The sequence below is a fragment of the Nonomuraea sp. NPDC049695 genome (genome assembly GCF_040674955.1).
Taxonomy (GTDB): domain Bacteria; phylum Actinomycetota; class Actinomycetes; order Streptosporangiales; family Streptosporangiaceae; genus Nonomuraea; species Nonomuraea helvata.
The window spans coordinates 18,141-35,376 of record NZ_JBFANV010000017.1; the positions used below are offsets into that span (position 1 = coordinate 18,141).

Below are 17,236 nucleotides of genomic sequence, written 5' to 3' on the forward strand. Positions count from 1 at the left end.
TACGATTACTGGTGCTCGCTGTCAATGCGCCGCCGGGTCCCCGTACGGGGTGGTGATCGCCTGGTTACGGTGACACGTTTTAATCCGGGAGCTTGTCGCCGACGAGGGCGAGGTTCTGGATGGCGGCCAGGCCGTACAGGGCCGTGGTGTTGGTGGAGACCCAGGACGCCTCGTCCGTCGGGTTGAGCGTCGTCGTGACCTTCTCCGACTTCCACGGCAGGGAGGGCGCGTACCCGTCCCCTGTGGCGAACTCCGTCCAGGCCCGGGACGCGAGGTCGTCGCGCTTGAGCCGGACCGCCGCGTACGCCGTCAGCCTGGAGTGCCCCTGCTTGAGTATGAGGTTGCCGAAGTCGGCGCCCGTCTCGGCGGCCTGCTCGGCCTTGGTGGCGTTGAACAGGCGGCAGTACTGGAGCCAGGCCCGCTCGAAGTCGGGCATGTCCACGAGGTCGATGAGCTCGGCGCAGATCTCGACCTGGCCGAACATGGCCGACAGATGCGACACCGACACCTTGCGGGCGGCCGGGGCGAACTCGCCGGTGTTGATGTTGTAGAGGCCCTCCCCGGTGACGAAGCCGTTGGGCATCGCGGCGATGGTCCGCATGGTGGCCTTGAGCTTCTTCTCCGCCACCGGGTCGCCGCCGCGTTCCCACTCGGTCAGCCAGGCGGCGGCCAGGCCGCTCCAGTCGGTGCCCAGCCCGATCGCGAGGGCCGTGGGGTCCGGCGTGTACGGCTCCGTGCGGATCTTGCGGAGCGGGTCGATGGCCAGGAACGTCTTGTCGGAGTCCACCAGCGCCCGCATGAGGTCCCCGGTGCGCTCGTCGGCCGTCAGGAAGTAGAAGAACCGGCGGTAGACGGCGGTCGAGATGCGCTGCTGCTTGGCGCTGCACCCCCAGTGCTGCACGTTGTGCCTGCTGCCGAGCCCGGCCCACGGCCCGAGGTGGTAGACGTCCACCTCGCCGGTGTGCCGGGTCATCGCCTCCGCGAACCTGAAGATGTCGGAGCGCCCCGAGCGCAGGTACGCGTACCAGAGCCACAGGTCCGGCGACAGCTCCGAGTTGTCCCAGGCATAGCCCCCGACGTCGTAGCGCCACACATGCCGGTCCTCGTCGAAGGTGTGCATGATGTCGCCGTAGTCCCAGAAGCCGTACCAGTGACGCTGCTCGACCTGCTTCCTGTAGTAGTCGAAGAGGAAGTCGAGATGGTCCTCGATGGTCTTCTGCTGCGGTGTCGAGCGGTCGACCGGGCTGAACAGGCCGCCGAACACCTTGGCCGCCGCCAGGTGCGCGGGCGGCGCGACGATCAGCGGCGGCGTGCGCACGGCGTCCGCCATCGCCCCGAGCCGGGCGGCGTCAGGGGTGGCGGCCAGCGCCCAGAACGTCAGCTCCGTGGTGCGCGCGATGCCGAGGGGCGTGCCGAAGCCCGGCTCGTAGTCCTCGTACGTGATGTTGAGGCCCTCGAGCTGCTCCGGGTAGGTGTCCTGGCCCATGCCGTCGTGGTAGAAGCGGGTGTCCATCGGCCCGGCCTCCGGCGACCAGAGCCAGACCGTGACCTCGGCCTCGTCCGAGGCGGCGCCCCTGATGTCGAGCTGGGTGGGGTGCCGCTGCCAGAAGTCGCGCATGCCGAACGCGAGGCCGCCGCTCGCTCCGCCGACGTACCCGAAGCCGGAGGCCCGCCTGCCCTGGTCGACGGCGACCCAGCCGTACCCTTTCTTGGTGCGCTTCTTGAGCGTGAAGCCCTCCGAGGAGAGCTGGGCGAGCGTGTAGTCGCCCCAGTCGGGGATGAGGTGGACGCGGCTGCTGACGCGGATGTCCCAGGTGGCGATGTCCGGCAGCCGCTGCCCGGCCACCTGCGCCTTGCGCACGGCCGCGCCCGGGTCGCGGCGCAGCCCCGTGATGCCCTTGACGGCCTCGGCGAGCAGGCCGTGCCCGTCACCGACGAACCGGATGTGCCGGTTGTACGGCTCGTCCCGCATGGGGACGCGGAAGCGCACGCCCAGCCCGGCGACGAAGTCGTGCTGCCCGTCGCGGTCGAACACGAACGTGTGGACCATCCGCACGTTCTCCGCCCCGGCGTAGAAGTAGAGCCGGATCGTGAACGGCAGCCACGACTTGCCCTTCTTCGAGGTGTGGCGGCCCTCGACGCGGACGACCGCCCGCACCGGTCCTGACTGCTCCACCTCCACCTTGGAGATGTCACTGAGGTAGGAGTCGATCTCGACGGTCCGGTCGTCACCGTCGTCGATCTTGCCCTGCCGGAGGCTGACGAGCTGCCCCTTGCGGGCGATCTCGGTCTCGCCGCGCCAGATCTGGCTGATCAGCTCGCTGCCGCTCTTGCGTACGCGGGCGCGGATCACGCCGGTGTCCACGTCCACGTACTGCTTCTCGTCCTTGACCGTGACCGGCCTGGCGGGAGCGGCCGTCGTACCCGCCCGCAGCGTGTAGGTCTCCGCCGCGGGCGTCTGGGGGCCGAGCGCGTGGGCCGTCCACTTCAGCGTCCCGTCCGGCCAGTACGCCAGCGGCCACGTCTGCACCGGCACGGCCGTGCCGTCGGCCGCCGTGAGCGCGAACGCCTGCTCCTTGGCCACCGCGCCCTTGGGCCACGGCACACCCCAGGTGGTGCCGGGGACCTCGGCGGGCTTGTCCTCGAGCCAGCGCAGAGTGACGTCGGGGACGGCCAGGGCCGCCACAGCCGGCGAGTCCAGCACCGAAGCCAGCGGGACGGCGGCTCCTGCCGCGGCTAACCCCTTCAACGCGTCGCGTCGTGATATCTCGGACATGGTGTGCTGCACCTCCGTGCGGAGATCGGGGGGTGACGGAGTGGTACTGCTTTCCTAATAGCTGGGGCGCGTCAGGCGGGGATCACGCGGACGTCGCCCGCCGCCACCGTGACGGGCTCGCCCCCGGGCGGGGTCACGACAGCGTCCTCGCCCGTGTGGTTGATGGCGAACAGGTAGGAGCGGCCGTCCGTGTGCGAGCGCCGTACGACCTCCACCCCCGCAGGGGCGTCGGCGGCGGGCCCGACCCCGGCCTCGGCTGTCACGGCGGCGATGACCTCGGCCAGGCCGTCGTCGTCGAGCCTGGTGGTGAGGTAGTGCGCGAACCCCTCGCCCCACTCGTTGCGGGTCCAGGCGGGCTCCCCGGTGGCGTACGCGTCGAGCACCTTCGCGCCGGTGGCCTGCGCCACCTCGCTCCACACGCTCCCCGACCAGCCCGAGGCCAGCCGGATCGGCCCGTCGAGGGGGAAGAACTCCTCGACGCTCACCCCCAGCAGGTCGCGCCACGCCCCGGGGTAGCCCCCGAGCCGCACCCGGTCGTGCTCGTCCACGATCCCGCTGTACGGGCCCACGAGCGCGACCCCGCCCCGCTCCACGAACCGGACGAGGTTGGCCGCCCCCGCGTCGCTCACCAGGTAGAGCGCGGGCACCAGCACGAGGCGGTAGCCGGTCAGGTCGCCCTCCGGGTGGGCCAGGTCGCAGGTGACGCCGGCCCGCCAGAGCGCGGCGTGCCAGCGCTTGGCCTCCTCCACCGGGTCCAGCTCGGTGCTGGGCTGTGCGGGGTGGTCCTGGGCCCACACGCTGGAGTGGTCGACGAGGATCGCGACGTCGGCCTCGACCGTGCTGCCCGTCACGCCCTCCAGCCCGGCCAGCTCGGCGCCGAGCGCGCGCACCTCGCGCCAGACCTTGGTGTTCGTGCCCGCGTGGGGCACCATCGCCGAGTGCCACTTCTCCGCGCCCGCGCGGGAGGCCCGCCACTGGAAGAACATGATCCCGTCCGCTCCCCTGGCCAGGTGGGACAGGGAGTTGCGGCGCAGCTCGCCGGGCTTCTTGGCGAGGTTGCGCGGCTGCTGCCAGTTGACCGCGCTGGTCGAGTGCTCCATCAGCAGCCAGGGCCGGCCGCCGTTGAGCGAGCGGGCGTAGTCGGCGGCGAAGGCCAGGTCGATGTGCGGCTCCGCGCGGGCGCCCATCAGGTAGTGGTCGGTGGAGACGACGTCCATCTCGGCGGCGAAGGCCCAGCAGTCCATGTCCCAGTGCGCGCCCGCCATCAGGTTCGTGGTCGCGGGCACGTCGGGGGTGATCTTCTTGAGCAGGTCGCGCTCGGCGATGTAGAGCTCGATCAGCGCGTCGGAGCTGAAGCGCCGGTAGTCGAGCTGCTGGCCCGGGTTCGGGAAGGTGGGGGTGGCGCGCGGCGGCAGGATCTGGGCCCACTCGCTGTAGCGCTGGGACCAGAACGCGGTGCCCCACGCCTCGTTGAGCGCGTCGAGCGAGGAGTAGTGCGAGCGCAGCCAGGCGCGGAAGGCCGCGGCCGAGGTGTCGCAGTAGCAGCGCGCGTTGTGGCAGCCGTACTCGTTGTGCACGTGCCACAGGGCCAGCGCCGGGTGGTCGCGGTAGCGCGTGGCCATCTGCTCGGCGACGCGCAGCGCCTTCTCGCGGTAGATCGGCGAGCTGGGGCAGAAGCCCTGCCTGCTGCCGTGGTACAGCCGCCGCCCGTCGGCGTCCACCGGCAGCGCCTCCGGGTACGTGTCCCCGAACCAGGGCGGCGGTGCGGCGGTCGGCGTGGCCAGGTTGGCCTTGATCCCGTTCGCGGCCAGCAGGTCCATCACGCGGTCGAACCAGCCGAACTCGAACACGCCCTCCACCGGCTCGAGCAGCGACCAGGAGAAGATGCCGACGCTGACCCGGTTGACGCCGGCCTCGCGCATCAGCGCGACATCCTGCTCCCACGTCTCCTCGGGCCACTGCTCGGGACTCCAGTCCCCGCCGTAGGCGATGACGTCCGGCATGAAGCCTGCCTTTCGATTAACTGTTAGCGCTCACAGCGTGTCACGCCTGCGTTCACGGGGGATTAAAACGTTCCTCAACAGCGTCGCACAAGGCCTTTCATGCTGCCGCGGGCGGGTTCGCGCTGATCAACAAGGGTGATTGCCCAGGCAGGCAGGGCGAATCGAGGGGCGACCCGTGATCCTGCCGTTATTCGAACGTTATGAAACCAGAGGATTTGCGCGCACGTGCGATGGCGGATACAAACGTTTTACTAACTGCGCCGCGCCGGGCCGCCCCACTCGCGGCTCCACCCCTGCACGACTGGCACAAACGTGGTTTGTACGTTTTAATAGATCCTCATGGCCCTGGTCAGCATCAAGGACGTCGCCGCGCACGCCGGCGTCTCCCCAGGCACGGTCTCCAACGTACTCAACCGGCCCGGCAAAGTCGCACCCGCCACCCGGGAGCGCGTGGAGGCGGCGATCAGCGAGCTGGGGTTCGTCCGCCACGGCTCGGCCTCGACGCTGCGCGCCGGGCACAGCAGGACGATCGGCCTGAGCGTGATCGACATCGGCAACCCGTTCTTCACCGAGGTCGCGGCCGGGGTCGAGGACGTGGCCAGCGAGCTGGGCTACGCGGTGATCCTGGGCAACTCGGCGGGCTCGCAGGACAAGGAGGACCGCAACCTGCGGGTGCTGGCCGAGCACCGGGTGCGCGGCGTCCTGATCACGCCGTCCGGCGAGGACCCCGGCAGGCTCGACCGGCTGCGCGAGCGCGGCATCAGCGTGGTGCTGGTCGACCATCCGGCGCACCGGCCCGACCAGTGCGCGGTGGCCGTGGACGACGTCGCCGGCGGCCGGGCCGCCGTCACGCACCTGCTGGCCAAGGGCGCGCGCAGCGTCGCCTACGTGACGGGGCCGCTGACGATCAGGCAGTGCGTCGAGCGCCGGGAGGGCGCGAAGGGCGCGATGCGGGCGGCCGGGCTCGACCCCGACGACCTGAAGGTCGCCGAGGCCGCCACGATGACGGCCCGCGCGGGCGAGAAGGCCGCCGCCGACCTGATCGCGGGCGGCCTGCCCGAGGCGGTGTTCTGCGCCAACGACCTGCTCGCGCTCGGCGTGCTGCGCGCGCTGCTGCGGTCCGGCGTTCGGGTTCCTGAGGACGTGGCGCTGATGGGGTACGACGACATCGACTTCGCCGCCGCCTCCACCGTGTCGCTCAGCTCGATGCGGCAGCCGACGTACCAGCTCGGCCGGATCGCCACCGAGCTGCTGCTGGACGAGTGCGACAACCCGGACACGCACGCGCACCAGCACATCATGTTCCAGCCGGAGCTCGTCGCCAGGGAGTCCACTGAATGAGCCGCCGTTTCGCCGCCGTCGACCTCGGAGCCTCCAGCGGCCGGGTGATGCTGGCCGATCTGTCCGACGGCCTGGAGCTGACCGAGGTCCGCCGCTTCCCCAACGGGCCGATCGAGCAGGCGGGCCGCCTCTACTGGAACATCACCGAGCTCTACGGGGAGATCATCGCCGGCCTGCGCGGCGCGGGCCCGGTGTCGTCCATCGGCGTGGACTCGTGGGCGGTCGACTACGGGCTGCTCGACGAGTCGTACGGCCTGCTGGGCAACCCGGTGCACTACCGCGACGACCGCACGCAAGGGGTGTCCGAGCGGGTGGCCGAGCAGGTCGGGGCGGAAGCGCTCTACGACGTGTCCGGGCTGCAGGTGCTGCCGTTCAACACGATCTACCAGCTGCTGGCCGACGACCGGCTCGGCGAGGCGAAGACGATGCTGCTGATCCCCGACCTGATCGGCTACTGGCTCACCGGAGAGGTGGGCGCGGAGGTGACCAACGCCTCGACGACGGGACTGCTCGACGTACGCACCAGGTCGTGGGCGTTCCCCCTGATCGAGCAGCTCGGGCTGCCCGCCGGGCTCTTCCCGCCGCTGCGGCAGCCCGGCGAGGCGGTCGGCAAGCTGCGGCGGGACGTGTCCGACGTGGTCGGCGGGTGGTCCGCGCCCGTCATGGCAGTGGGCTCGCACGACACCGCCTCGGCCGTGGCCGCCGTTCCCGCGTCCGGTCCCGCGTTCGCCTACATCTCGTGCGGCACGTGGTCGCTGGCCGGTGTGGAGCTGCCGGAGCCGGTGCTGACACCCGAGAGCCGGGCCGCGAACTTCACCAACGAGGCGGGCATCGACGGCACCGTCCGCTATCTGCGCAACGTCATGGGGCTGTGGCTGCTGCAGGAGTGCCTGCGCGCCTGGCCCGGCTCCGACCTGGGCGAGCTGCTGAAGGCCGCGGCGGGCGAACGGCCGTTCGCGGCCGTGGTCAACCCGGACGAGCCCGCGTTCCTGCCGCCGGGTGACATGCCGGCCAGGATCGCCGCCGAGTGCCGCCGCACTGGCCAGGAGCCTCCGGCGTCCCCGGCCGCGTACGTGCGGTGCGTGCTGGAGAGCCTGGCGCTCGGGCACCGGCTGGCGGTGCGGCAGGCGATGGAGCTGTCGGGGCGCGACGTCGAGGTCGTCCACCTGGTGGGCGGCGGCTCGCGTAACGAGCTGCTGTGTCAGCTGACCGCCGACGCCTGCGGGCTGCCGGTGGTGGCCGGGCCCGGGGAGGCGACCGCGCTCGGCAACGTGCTCGTGCAGGCACGGGCGGCAGGTCTCGTCTCGGACCTGGAGGAGATGCGCGCGCTGGTCGCCTCCTCCCAGCCGCTGCGCCGCTACGAACCGTCCGGTGACTCCCAGGCGTGGGCAGCGGCGGCCGCCCGCATCCTCTGACCTCCCTCCATGATGACCTCGACTTACCGGCCTGAATGCTGGCTCACCCCAAGCGCTGAGCCTCGCCTCTCCCCGATCGAGGGCACCGGCCTGTTCGCCATCGAGCGGATCCGCCAGGACGAGGTCGTGATGCGGTTCGGCGGACGGGTCATCAGCGACGAGGCTCTGGCGCGCCTCACCCCGCCCTACAGCAGCCTCACCGTCGAGGAAGGCGTCCACCTGCTTCTCGACCCCGCTCACCCGGTGCGCTACGGCAACCATTCCTGCGACCCCAACCTCTGGCACCGCGACGCGACAACGGTGATCGCACGACGCGACATCGGCCCAGGCGAGGAACTCACCATCGACTACGCCACGCTCACCGGCGTCGAAGCCTGGTCGATGGCCTGCCGTTGTGACACGCCTGTCTGCCGTCGCGTCGTCACCGGCAACGACTGGCGACTGTCACGACTGCAGGCCACCTACGGCACCCACTGGAGCCCGCCCCTGCTCGAGCGCATCAAAGCCGCCGTACGTGAGTGATGGTCAGGGCGTCGTGTCCGTCATGCGGAAGGCGGCCAGTTCCTTGGCGGCCTCGTTCAGGTCCTTGGCGGTGTCGATGGCTCGCCAGTACACCCCTTGCGGCAACTCGTAACCCGCCAGGCGGCGCTGGCGCGCCAGGCGGGGGAACGTGCTGCGCTCGTGGTCGCCGAGATCCGGGAGCATCGCGGCGAACGGGGCGGAGAAGACGTAGACACCGGCATTCACCGGATAGGGCGACGGCGGAGCCTCGACGAAGTCCAGGACGTTGCCGAAACGGTCGACGTCGACGGTCCCCCAGGGGAGTCGAGGGCGAGCCAGGGCGAGGGTGGCATGGGCGTCACGCGCATGGTGGAAGTCCGCCATGGCGCGCAGGCTGAAGCGGGTCCAGATGTCGCCGTTGGTGGCGTACCAGGGCTCGCTCGGGCGGGGCAGTGAGGCGGCGGCGAACTTCAGCCCGCCACCGCGTCCGAGCGCTTCGGCCTCGACCACCGGGACCACTTTGAGCGGCAGGTGTGCCGTGCTCAGCCAGTCGAGCACCACCTCGGAGAGGTAGCCGCAGGAGATGACGGCGTCGGTGACTCCCTCCGCCGCCAGCCATTCCAACTGGTGACCGATGATGGGAAGGCCGGTGCCCGGGATCTCGACCATCGGCTTGGGCCGGGTGTCGGTGTAGGGGCGCAGGCGTGATCCGTGCCCGCCGGCGAGGATGACGGCCTGGGTCACCGGCCGCGATACCGGCGGCGACTCACCAGCGGACGGAATGAGATCGTCGGAAGTCATGTCCGCAATCTAGACGCGGACGAGCCAGGCACCGAATCCGCCCGGCGGTTAAACCGGTGGCTCGAACCCTGCCGTGGTCCTTACTGTTCCCCGCATGCCCTCCTACGTTCATCCGCTGGCCTGGCTCCTGGCACTCGAAGGCGTGGCGCTGCTGCGGACCCAGGCCGGTGATCTCGGCGACGAGGAGTACGTGGCGCGGCGGATCGCCGAGATCCGCAGGCTGACCGCCGACCGGGACCTGGCCTGCCACGAACCCCGGTGGGGCGAGGTGTCCGGCGGGCACGGCGGCCCGCTCGCCCAGCGATGGTGCCCCGAGGCGGCCGCGGCCGCCTACCACGACACCCCTGCCGTGATCATCTGGCATCTCCGCCGCCCCCAACGCTGAGGTTTCAGGCGGGCGCACCTCATGCGCGGGTCGATTACGTGTGAGGTAATCGCCGCGGCACAGGAGGCGCTGGCAAGGTGGGTCCGTCCAATCCGGTTGTGGGTCTGAGGAGGCCGGCCATGTCGGTGGTTGCCACGTCTATGAGCACGCGTGCTGTGGTGGAGGAGTTGCTGCGCCGGATCGGTGAAGGCGACCCGGAACAGATCGCTGAGATGTACGCCGAGCACAGCGACTGGAAGCTGGACTGGCCCGAGGCGGAGCACGGCCGCGCCGCCACACCGTGGATCCGGCACCGGTCCAGCCGTGCTGATGCCGCTGCCCACTACCGGGAGATCGCCGAGCATCACGTTCCTGAGCAGGTGGACACTCAGGTCGAGCGCATTCTGGTCGACGGTGATGACGCGGTCGTGCTGGGTGAGATTCGGCAGACCGCCCGATCCACCGGGCGCGCCTATCGCGCCCGGTTCGCCTTGCATCTCAGCGTCGAGAACGGTCTCGTCACACGGCACCACGTCTATGAAGACAGTCTTGCCGTCGCCCAGGCCTTCGCGCACTGATCATTCGATGGAACGCGCCCTGCCACAGCTCGCGGGCGGGACGGTTCCGGGGCGCGGGCCCCGGGGACGTACGATCGGCAGATGACCGAAAAGACCGAAACCACGCCTGGGTGGCTCTCGCCGGAAGAACTCGAATCGGTGCGGGGCCAGCTGCCGATCCTCTACGTCGACGCCGTGCCGGTGCGGGTCGACGACACCGGCGTGGTCACCCGCGTCGGCCTGCTGCTGCGCATCTTGTCGGACGGCACGGTCAGCCGGGCGCTGGTCTCGGGGCGGGTGCTCCACCACGAGCGCATCCGCGACGCGCTCCTGCGCCACCTTGAGAAGGATCTCGGGCCCGTGGCGCTTCCGCGCATCCCGGCCTCGCCGCAGCCTTTCACCGTGGCCGAGTACTTCCCCACTCCGGGGGTGACCCCGTACCACGATCCGCGCCAGCACGCGGTCTCCCTGGCCTACATCGTGCCGGTCGCGGGTGACTGCCGGCCCCGGCAGGACGCCCTTGACCTGGAGTGGTTCACGCCTGAGGACGCCCTGTCGCCGTCGGTGCAGCAGGAGATGTCGGGCGGGCACGGCGTGCTGGTGAAGCAGGCCCTCGCCCACGTGGGCCGCCTGCCCTGACGCGGAAGTCATGCGGGCGGCCGCCGGCCGCGAAGCGGGCGCGGGCCGTGATCGGGACCGCGCCCGGGAGCGGGAAGCCCACGGTGATCGACCTTCCCGGGTCCACCACCGGCACGGTGCGGGCCCGGGCGCCGTTCAAGCTCAGCCGGACCTTGCGCCACGGCACCGGCGAGCCGTTGTGCAGGGTGACCAGGACCCGGCCGCCGGTGAGCTCGGTCTTCAGCCCGTACGGGACGCGCGGGTCGGCGCCGATGGAGTCGTCGAGCAGGGCCGTCAGCTCGCCGGCCAGCTCGACCCTGGTGGCGGCCAGGTCGCGGCGCTCCCCCGGGTCGGCGGCCAGGTCGTACAGCTCGATCCGGCCCCCTGGCCCGGCGCCCGCGATGTGCGGGGCGAACCGGAGCAGCTTCCACCGGCCCCGGCGGATCGCCTGCATCTTGCGTGGCCGGTTCCACACGAGATGGTCGTGCTCGGGCGCGCCGTCGCCGGTGAGCAGGCCGCGGAAGGACAGGCCGTCGAGGTGGGCGGGCACCGGCACCCCGGCCAGGTCGGCCAGCGTCGGCAGCACGTCCCACGACGCCACCGGCTGCTCGACCACGCGCGGGCGTAACCGCGGCGACCAGGCGATCAGCGGCACGCGGATGCCGCCCTCGTACAGGTTGCGCTTGACGCCCCGTAAGGGCCCGTTGGAGTCGAACAGCTCCGGCGTCACGCCCTTCTCGTGGTGGGGGCCGTTGTCGCTGGTGAACAGCACGAGCGTGCGCTCGGCGACGCCCGCCCCGCGCAGCGCGCGCACCAGCGCGGCCACGTCGGAGTCGAGCCGGGACACCTGCGCCGCGTGCCGCCGGTTCGGACCGCTCCAGGGCCGCCGCTCGTACGGCCCCGCGTCGCCGGGGAGGACGCTCGGCGAGTGGGGCAGGTTGGTCGGGAAGTAGAGCAGGAACGGGTCGTCGCCGGCCTGCCGGATGAACTCGATCGCCCGCCGGCGGAACAGGTCCGGCGCGTACGACCTGCCGCCGAGCCACACCTTGGCGCCGTTGTGCCACAGGTACCCGGGGAAGTACTGGTGGGCGTGGGCGTGGCCGATGTAGCCGAAGAACTCGTCGAAGCCGCGCTCGTTCGGATGGGACGCCTGCCCCGGCCGGTCGGGGCCGAAGCCCCACTTGCCGATGCAGGCCGTGCGGTAGCCGGACAGCCGCAGCAGCTCGGCAAAGGTGAGGTCGGCGTCGGTGAGCGAGTGCTGCGGCCCGCCCTCCGGGTTCTCGCGTACGGTGCCGTGGCCGGCGTGCAGCCCCGTGAGCAGCGCGCAGCGCGACGGGGCGCAGAGCGGCGCCCCCGAGTACGCCGTCTCGAAGCGCACGCCCTCGGCCGCCAGCCGGTCCAGGTTCGGCGTGCTGATCAGGCGCTGCCCCTGGCTGCCGATCTCGCCCCAACCGAGGTCGTCGGCCAGGATCACGACGATGTTGGGGCGGCCCGGTAAGCCCGTGGCGGCATCAGCGGGTGCGGGCAGGGCGAGGCCGGCGAGGGTTCCGGCGAGCATGGTACGGCGCGAAGGCCCGTCGATCACGAACCGCAACCTATCGGAGGCTCCGGCGAATGGCGGGCAAACCACCGGCGAACTATCAGTAGCCCCACAGACCGCACATCTCGCGCAGCTCGGCGGGCACCTCGTCCGCCGACGGGAGGGGACGGCCCTGGACGACCGTGCCGGCGCGGATCTTGTCGCGCCAGTCGCCGATGCCCTTGACGAAGGCGCCGTGGTCCTTCTCGCCGTAGTTCAGCATGACCGGCTCGAACTCCAGGCCCAGGAAGAGGCAGAGCCGCCGCAGCTCCCGCTCGGGCTCGGCCACCAGCTCCTCATAGCGCATGGTCAGCCCGTCGAGGTGGGTGCGGGCCTCCTCCAGGTAGGTCATGTAGCTCAGCGTGCGCGGCACGGCCTCCTCCATGGGCCGCCTGTCGGGGTCGGCCTCGTGCCAGGACTGCACGATGGACATGGGGTGGCGCAGCAGGAAGACGAAGCGCGCGTCCGGCCAGCAGGCGGAGATGCGCCGCCAGGCGAACACGTTGCTCGGCGTCTTCTCGACCAGGATCGGCTTGCCGCTGCGGGTCAGCTCGCGGTGGAGCAGCCGGTCCCACACGATGTGCTCGATGTCGCTGTGGGTGTGGCCGAGGGCCTCCATGGCCTGCCGTACGGGTTCGGTGCCGAGCCCGGCGCTGACCCGCCTGAAGTGCGTCTCGATGGGTGAGTGCACCCGGGAGTGGCTGTTGAGCATGACCCGCAGCAGCGTGGAGCCCGACCGGACGGACGACAGCAGGAAGACCGGCTCGCGCAGCAGCCGGTCGTGCGCGGGATCGACGGGCGGCCGCACCACGTCGCCGGGCAGCCGCTGGAGCACCAGCGGCGGCGGTGGCGGCGGCTTCGGCGGCTCCTTCCGCGGCCGCCGCGTCAACGTGTATCCCGTCAGGCCCTCCAGCGTCGTGTTGGCCCGGTACCTCCAGCTCATGGGCCTACAAGGTAGACACAGCCCGTGAACCCCAGGTGAATCCCGCCTGTGAACCTTTACCCGCGCTTGTGGACGACGCGTTCGTGCACGGCCGCGTACGTGTTGCGCAGCGCCGCCATCGACTCGTCGTAGGACGCCTGCGCGACCCCCGTGAACAGGCAGTCGACCACCATGAGCTGCGCGATGCGGCTGCCCAGCGCACCCGAGCGGAACTTCGTCTCCCTGGCGGCCGTCGTGAGCACCACGTCGGCCGCGCGGGCCAGCGGCGAGTCGCGGAAGTTCGTGATCGCCACGGTGGCGGCGCCGGACTTGCGGGCGATCGACAGGAATTCGACGCTGTCCACGGTGGCGCCGGTGTGTGAGACGGCCACGGCCACGCAGGCGGAGTCGAGCGTGGCCGCCGACGTCCAGGCCGAGTGGGAGTCGTGCCAGTTGATGGCGGTACGACCGATGCGCGACAGCTTCTGCTGCAGGTCGAGCCCCACGAGGGAGCTCGCGCCCACGCCGAAGCTGTCGATCCTGCGGGCGCCGAGCAGCAGCGAGACGGCGGCGCCGAGCGCCTCCATGTCCAGTGCGCGGGCCGTGTCGGCGATGGACAGCGTCTCGTTCGTCGCCACCTTGGAGACGATGCCCTCCAGGCTGTCGTCGCGGTCGATGTCGCCGGACGCCTCCGGCAGGCTCGACGTGGTCAGCTCCTCGCGCGCCACGGCCCTGGCCAGGTCGATCCTGAGATCCTTGTAGTGGGCGTACCCCATGCGCTGGTAGAAGCGCACCACCGAGGTCGTCGAGGTCGCGCAGCGGACGGCCAGCTCGGCGATGGACAGGTTGGCCGCGCCGGCGGGGTCGCCGACGAACTCCTCCGCGATCCGCCGCTCCGACGGCCGCAGCGCGGGCATGGCGGCCCGGATGCGGATCAGTATGGTGCCGTCGTCCTCGGCCATCCCCGCCCATCCCCGCAAAGGAAAAGAAAGTACCTCGGTGGTAAGGTCTGCGTAATTTTATGACCCACACCCCCGAGGAGACCACATGCCCCGTGGCGCCCTCTCCGCAGCCGGCGTCGCCGCCGTGCTGTCCATCGCACTCACCAGTTGCTCCTCATCCTCCGGTCCGGCCCCGAGCACCGGCGGCGCCGCCTCCGGCAAGACCCTCGTGGTCGGCGTGACCTCCGACCCGGACACGCTCTTCCCCTGGAAGGCCACCCAGTTCCAGGCCGTGAACGTGCTGCAGAACCTGTACGGGACGCTCACCGAGTTCGACAAGGACCTGAACGTGGTGCCCGGCCTGGCCGAGTCGTGGCAGACCTCGGACGACGGCAAGAAACTCACACTCAAGCTCCGGCAGGGCGTCACGTTCGCCGACGGCAGCGCGTTCGACTCCAAGGACGTCAAGTCGTCCCTGGACAAGATCATGGACGAGAAGACGGCGGCCGTGGCCCGGGCGTCGCTGTCGTCGGTGAAGTCGGTCGAGGCTCCCGACGCGGGCACCGTGGTGCTGGAGCTGACCGGCCCCGACGCCGCCCTGCCCGCGAACCTGGCCACGGTCAACATGGCGATGCTCTCCTCCGACGACACCGAGGACAAGCTCAACACGACCCCGAACGGCACGGGCCCGTTCAAGCTCAAGAACCGCGTGGCGAGCCAGTCGATCACGCTGGCCGCGAACGACGCGTACTGGGGCGAGAAGCCGAAGGCACCGGCGGTCGAGTTCCGGGTCATCCCCGACGAGTCGTCCATCGTGTCGGCCATGCAGTCGGGCAACGTGCAGCTGGCGGTCTTCAACGACCCGCTCGTCGCGCAGACCGCGCAGGGCGGCGGCACGATCACCGTGGCCAAGACGCCGCAGCTCAACTACCACGTGCTGCAGCTCAACGCGCAGCACGGCGACCTCAAGGACGTCAACGTGCGGCTGGCGATCCAGTGCGCGATCGACCGCAAGCAGGTGCTCGACACCGCCGCGCTGGGTGAGGGCGAGGTGACCGGGCCGATCACCGCCCCGCTGTTCAAGTCGGACCCGAACAAGCGCCCCTGCCCGGCCCGTGACCTGGCCAAAGCGGCCGAGTACCTGGGCAAGGCGGGCAAGTCCGGCGGGGTGACCGTCAAGACGATCGTCTCCCAGGGCGAGTACGCGACCTCGGTCAACGAGGCCCAGAACCTCAAGGCCCAGCTCGCCGAGGCCAAGATCAACCTGGACCTGGAGGTGCTGGAGTCGGGCGCGTTCGTGGACCGCTGGGTGGCCGCCGACTTCGACGCCGCCGTCGCGCTCAACGGCGGACGTCCCGACCCCGACGGCTCCTACGGCCGCTACTTCACCAGCAAGGGCAACCTGAACAAGGTCGCCGGCTACAGCTCGCCCGAGCTGGACAAGCTCTTCGCCGAGGGCAAGGCCACCACCGACCAGGCCGCGCGCAAGGCGATCTACGACCAGGTCTCGGCCGAGCTGGAGGAGAACGCCCCCTGGATCTGGCTGTTCTCCGGCTACACCTACACTGCCACGACGGCAGGTGTGCAGGGGTTCGTGCCGATGGCCAGCGGCTCGCTGCAGTTCCTGCGGACCACCTCCGTCAGCTGATGAGGCGTACGCGCAACCGCGTCATCAGCACGGTGGGCACCCTGTTCGGGGTGGCCGTGCTCGTGTTCGTCATGCTCAGGGCGATCCCCGGCAGCCAGATCACGGCGGGGCTCGGCACCGAGGCCGCGGCGCTCACCCCCGCCCAGCGGCAGGCCCTGGAGCAGTACTACGGGCTCGACCAGCCGCTGGTCACGCAGTTCTTCTCGTGGCTCGGCAACATGGTCACGGGGAACCTCGGCTACTCGGCCCGCCAGCAGCAGAGCGTGCTCGACCTGACCCTGCACTCGCTGCCGGTGACGGTCGAGCTGGCGGTGCTCTCGATCGTGCTGGCGCTGCTGATCGGGGTGCCGCTCGGCATGCTGGCGGCCTCCAGGACCAACTCGCCCAGGGACGCCCTCGGCCAGCTGGTGAGCCTGGCGGGGCTGTCGGTCCCGGCGTTCCTGCTGGCCACCACCCTGCTGTCGGTCTTCGCGGCGTCGTTCGGCTTCAACCCCAACGGGCAGGGCTTCGCCACGCTCTTCGAGGACCCGCTGCTCAACCTGGAGCAGATGCTCCTGCCCGCGCTGGTGCTGGGCTTCGGCATCGCGGCGCCGATCCTGCGCACCACCCGCACGGCGGTGCTGGAGGTCCGCTCGAACGACTTCGTCCGCACCGCCCGCGCCAAGGGCGTGCCGGAGCGGCGGCTGCAGGTCAAGCACGTGCTCGGCAACGCGCTCGTGCCGATCGTGACCATGACGGGCCTGCAGTTCGGCTACCTGCTGGGCGGCGCGGTCGTGGTGGAGCAGATCTTCTCCGTGCCGGGGATCGGCAGGCAGGTGCTGCTGGGCATCCAGCAGAAGGAGTACGCGGTGGTGCAGAGCACGGTCCTGGTGATCGCGCTGGCGTTCGTGCTGGTGAACCTGCTGACGGACGTGCTCTACCGGATCATCGACCCGCGGGTGAGGGCGTCGTGAGGCGAAGTCCGGCCCTGCTGACGGGAGCGGCGATCCTCCTGCTGCTGGCCGTCGTGGCGGCGCTGTCTTACGCCGGGCTGCTGCCGTACGACCCGATCGCGCAGCACCCGCCGTCGCGGTTCATGGCGCCCTCGGGCGCGCACCTGTTCGGCACCGACCAGTTCGGCCGGGACGTCTTCTCGCGGGTGGCGGCCGGGGTGGGCAACTCGGCGCTCATCGCGGTCGTCGCGGTGGCGTTCGCGACCGTGGTGGGCACGCTGGGCGGGCTCGTGTCCGGCTTCTACCGCGGCTTGGCCGACGGGGCGATCGGCGGGGTGACGAACGTGCTGTTCGCGTTCCCGCCGCTGCTGCTGGCGCTGTCGCTGGCGTCGGTGCTGGACCGCAACTGGTTCACGATCGCCGTGGCCATCGCCATCGTGTACGTGCCCATCTTCATCCGCGTCACCCGGGGCCCGGTGCTGTCGCTCAGGGAGATCGAGTACGTCAGGGCGGCCGTCTCGACCGGCATGAGCCGCTGGCAGATCATGCTCCGGCACGTCCTGCCGAACATCACCTCGATCGTCGTCATCCAGATCGCGCTGTCGCTGTCCTGGGCGGTGCTGACCGAGGCGTCGCTGAGCTTCCTCGGCCTGGGCACGCCGCCGCCCGCGCCGTCGCTCGGCTCGATGATCTTCGAGGCGCGCAGCCTGGTCCTCATCGCCCCGTGGACGCTGATCGCGCCGGGCGCGGTCGTCGTCCTGCTGGTCGTGGGCCTGAACCTGCTCGGCGACGGCCTGCGTGACACTCTCGACCCACGGAACCGAGGCAGGCGGTGAAT

At 70.8% G+C, this 17,236-nt stretch carries 15 protein-coding genes; 9 read left to right on the forward strand and 6 right to left on the reverse strand.

The annotated features are described in order from the left end of the window. Window positions 1–79 precede the first annotated feature (79 nt). Window positions 80–2,776 carry a twin-arginine translocation signal domain-containing protein gene (locus tag AB0J64_RS17320; protein WP_364027546.1) on the reverse strand — a complete coding sequence of 899 codons (2,697 nt, stop codon included), beginning with the start codon at window positions 2,774–2,776 and terminating at the stop codon, window positions 80–82. Between the two features lie 71 nt (window positions 2,777–2,847). Then, window positions 2,848–4,779 carry a beta-galactosidase gene (locus tag AB0J64_RS17325; protein ID WP_364027549.1) on the reverse strand — a complete coding sequence of 644 codons (1,932 nt, stop codon included), beginning with the start codon at window positions 4,777–4,779 and terminating at the stop codon, window positions 2,848–2,850. 339 nt (window positions 4,780–5,118) lie between these two features. Between AB0J64_RS17325 and AB0J64_RS17330 the strand changes: the two genes are divergently transcribed. Genes AB0J64_RS17330 through AB0J64_RS17340 form a run of 3 tightly spaced genes read left to right on the forward strand, consistent with a single transcriptional unit; the run spans window position 5,119 to window position 8,057 of the window. Continuing rightward, window positions 5,119–6,120, forward strand: coding sequence for a substrate-binding domain-containing protein (locus AB0J64_RS17330; protein WP_344994955.1), 1,002 nt, complete (start codon window positions 5,119–5,121; stop codon window positions 6,118–6,120). Further along, window positions 6,117–7,535: a rhamnulokinase family protein gene (locus AB0J64_RS17335; RefSeq protein ID WP_364027553.1), complete on the forward strand. Its 1,419-nt coding sequence runs from the start codon at window positions 6,117–6,119 to the stop codon at window positions 7,533–7,535. Before AB0J64_RS17330 ends, AB0J64_RS17335 begins: the two co-directional genes overlap by 4 nt. Before the next feature lie 9 nt (window positions 7,536–7,544). Next, entirely contained in the window at window positions 7,545–8,057 is a 513-nt protein-coding gene (locus AB0J64_RS17340) for an SET domain-containing protein (RefSeq protein ID WP_364027556.1), read from the forward strand. A gap of 3 nt (window positions 8,058–8,060) precedes the next feature. On the opposite strand, the gene AB0J64_RS17345 is transcribed toward AB0J64_RS17340, so the two are convergent. Continuing rightward, window positions 8,061–8,837 (reverse strand): nucleotidyltransferase family protein, encoded by a 777-nt coding sequence (locus tag AB0J64_RS17345; protein WP_364027559.1) that lies wholly within the window; start codon window positions 8,835–8,837, stop codon window positions 8,061–8,063. Between the two features lie 94 nt (window positions 8,838–8,931). Here AB0J64_RS17345 and AB0J64_RS17350 point away from each other — a divergent pair, with 94 nt between their 5' ends. The 3 genes from AB0J64_RS17350 to AB0J64_RS17360 all read left to right on the forward strand — a co-directional run bounded on the left by AB0J64_RS17350 (window position 8,932) and on the right by AB0J64_RS17360 (window position 10,397). Beyond that, entirely contained in the window at window positions 8,932–9,222 is a 291-nt protein-coding gene (locus AB0J64_RS17350; RefSeq protein ID WP_364027562.1) for a hypothetical protein, read from the forward strand. 119 nt (window positions 9,223–9,341) lie between these two features. Further along, window positions 9,342–9,779, forward strand: a complete 438-nt coding sequence (locus AB0J64_RS17355; protein WP_364027565.1) for a nuclear transport factor 2 family protein — start codon at window positions 9,342–9,344, stop codon at window positions 9,777–9,779. Window positions 9,780–9,860: 81 nt separating this feature from the next. Beyond that, window positions 9,861–10,397, forward strand: a complete 537-nt coding sequence (locus tag AB0J64_RS17360) for an NUDIX hydrolase family protein (RefSeq protein ID WP_364027568.1) — start codon at window positions 9,861–9,863, stop codon at window positions 10,395–10,397. Here AB0J64_RS17360 and AB0J64_RS17365 read toward each other — a convergent pair. The 3 genes from AB0J64_RS17365 to AB0J64_RS17375 are packed head-to-tail and all read right to left on the reverse strand — an operon-like array spanning window position 10,294 to window position 13,839. Beyond that, window positions 10,294–11,961, reverse strand: coding sequence for an arylsulfatase (locus tag AB0J64_RS17365; protein WP_364027571.1), 1,668 nt, complete (start codon window positions 11,959–11,961; stop codon window positions 10,294–10,296). The genes AB0J64_RS17360 and AB0J64_RS17365 overlap by 104 nt on opposite strands. 55 nt (window positions 11,962–12,016) lie before the next feature. Next, window positions 12,017–12,898: a sulfotransferase gene (locus AB0J64_RS17370; protein WP_364027573.1), complete on the reverse strand. Its 882-nt coding sequence runs from the start codon at window positions 12,896–12,898 to the stop codon at window positions 12,017–12,019. Window positions 12,899–12,954: 56 nt separating this feature from the next. Beyond that, window positions 12,955–13,839 (reverse strand): MurR/RpiR family transcriptional regulator, encoded by an 885-nt coding sequence (locus tag AB0J64_RS17375; protein ID WP_364027576.1) that lies wholly within the window; start codon window positions 13,837–13,839, stop codon window positions 12,955–12,957. 85 nt (window positions 13,840–13,924) lie between these two features. Between AB0J64_RS17375 and AB0J64_RS17380 the strand changes: the two genes are divergently transcribed. Genes AB0J64_RS17380 through AB0J64_RS17390 form a run of 3 tightly spaced genes read left to right on the forward strand, consistent with a single transcriptional unit; the run spans window position 13,925 to window position 17,234 of the window. Continuing rightward, on the forward strand, window positions 13,925–15,466 hold the full coding sequence (locus AB0J64_RS17380; RefSeq protein ID WP_364027579.1) for an ABC transporter substrate-binding protein: 1,542 nt from the start codon (window positions 13,925–13,927) through the stop codon (window positions 15,464–15,466). Beyond that, on the forward strand, window positions 15,466–16,419 hold the full coding sequence (locus AB0J64_RS17385; protein ID WP_364027582.1) for an ABC transporter permease: 954 nt from the start codon (window positions 15,466–15,468) through the stop codon (window positions 16,417–16,419). Before AB0J64_RS17380 ends, AB0J64_RS17385 begins: the two co-directional genes overlap by 1 nt. Continuing rightward, the gene (locus tag AB0J64_RS17390; RefSeq protein WP_364027585.1) at window positions 16,416–17,234 is read left to right on the forward strand and encodes an ABC transporter permease; all 819 of its coding nucleotides are present in this window, start codon (window positions 16,416–16,418) and stop codon (window positions 17,232–17,234) included. Before AB0J64_RS17385 ends, AB0J64_RS17390 begins: the two co-directional genes overlap by 4 nt. Window positions 17,235–17,236: the final 2 nt, after the last annotated feature.